At 69.0% G+C, this 1,800-nt stretch carries 1 protein-coding gene; it reads left to right on the forward strand.

All coding sequences use genetic code 11. The features are described 5' to 3' along the window. Window positions 1-76: 76 nt before the first annotated feature. On the forward strand, window positions 77-1,747 hold the full coding sequence (gene aceB, locus QN357_RS18830; RefSeq protein WP_370294671.1) for a malate synthase A: 1,671 nt from the start codon (window positions 77-79) through the stop codon (window positions 1,745-1,747). Window positions 1,748-1,800: the final 53 nt, after the last annotated feature.

Consider the following 1,800-nt stretch of genomic DNA (forward strand, 5'->3'; position numbering starts at 1 on the left):
GATGCGGCCGGCCGGGTGGCCGCATCCGCTCACCGCCCCGAACACCTCGACCTCACCCTCCAGAAGGAGAAACCCCATGAATTCCCCCCTGGCGACGACCGACACGGTCGCCCCGACCACGAACACCGGCAGCTTCGCCATGATCCAGCCGCACCTCGAGGTCACCGGAGACCTCGGTGCCCGCTACGACGAGATCCTCACGCCCGCTGCGCTCGACTTCGTCTCGGAGCTGCACGACCGCTTCGCGGGCACCCGCCACGACCTGCTCGCGACCAGGCTGCGGAAGCGCGTTGACGCCGCCAACGGGCGCGACCCAGGCTTCCTCACCGAAACGGCGCACATCCGTCGCGACCCGAGCTGGCGCGTCGCCGGCGCGGGCCCCGGCCTCGAAGACCGCCGCGTCGAGATCACCGGCCCGACAGACCGGAAGATGGCCATCAACGCGCTCAACTCCGGTGCCAAGGTCTGGCTCGCCGACCAGGAGGACGCAACGAGTCCCACCTGGGCCAACGTCATCGAGGGCCAGATCACCCTGTTCGACACCGTCCGCGGGCAGCTCGACTTCACGAGCGCAGAGGGCAAGGAGTACACCGTCACGGGAGACGCGACCGGCGCGACCCCGACGATCGTGATGCGCCCGCGCGGCTGGCACCTCGTCGAGAAGAACATCAGCTTCGTCGACCGGGCGAACCGCACGATGAGCGCCTCCGGCAGCCTCGTCGACTTCGGCCTGTACTTCTTCCACAACGCCCAGCGCCTGATCGAGGGCGGCAGCGGACCGTACTTCTACCTGCCGAAGCTGGAGAGCCACCTCGAGGCCCGGCTCTGGGACGACATCTTCAGCCACTCCGAGGACGCGCTCGGCCTGCCGTACGGCACGATCCGCGCGACCGTGCTGATCGAGACGATCCAGGCCGCCTTCGAGATGGAGGAGATCCTCTACGAACTCCGCGACCACTGCGCGGGCCTCAACGCCGGCCGCTGGGACTACATCTTCAGCATCATCAAGACCTTCCGCGCCCGCGGGCGCCGGTTCGTCTTCCCCGACCGCAAGCAGATCACGATGACCGTGCCGTTCATGCGCGCGTACACCGAGCTGCTCGTCTCGACCTGCCACGGCCGCGGCGCGTATGCCATCGGCGGCATGAGCGCCTTCATCCCGAACCGGCGCGATCCGCTTGTCACGGAACGGGCGCTCGAGCAGGTCGCTGCGGACAAGAAGCGCGAAGCCGGCGACGGTTTCGACGGCACCTGGGTCGCCCACCCCGACCTGATCCCGACCGCACAGGCCGAGTTCGATGCGGTGCTCGGCGACCGGCCGAACCAGCTCGACCGTACCCGCGACGACGTCAGCGTGACCGCCGCGGAACTGCTCGACGTCGCATCCGTCGGCGGGCAGATCACCACCGCCGGCGTGCGCGACAACATCACGATCGGGCTGCGTTACATCGAGTCCTGGCTGCGCGGTGTGGGGGCCGCGGCGATCGACAACCTGATGGAGGACGCCGCGACCGCGGAGATCTCCCGCTCGCAGGTGTGGCAGTGGATCCACGACAACTCGGTCACCGCCGAGGGCGTGCGCATCGACGGACCGTGGGTGGACGGCCTCGTCGCCGAGGTGTTCGCCGGCCTGCCCCGCACTCCCGGTGACCGCTTCGACGACGCGTTGTCGGTCTTCCGCACCTCGGCGCTCGAGCCCGAGTTCCCGACCTTCCTCACCGTCGGCGCATACGCCCGCTACCTGTAGCGGTCCGTCCCCCCTCCGCGAAAGCGGGTGAATCGTCGTTCTGACCGCTGGTT

The sequence above is a fragment of the Cryobacterium sp. RTC2.1 genome, assembly GCF_035018685.1.
In the GTDB taxonomy this organism is placed as follows: domain Bacteria; phylum Actinomycetota; class Actinomycetes; order Actinomycetales; family Microbacteriaceae; genus Cryobacterium; species Cryobacterium glucosi.

Coding starts and splice junctions, on each gene's coding strand:
- aceB (WP_370294671.1), top strand. CDS start 77: ATGAATTCCCCCCTGGCGACGACCGACACGGTCGCCCCGACCACGAAC.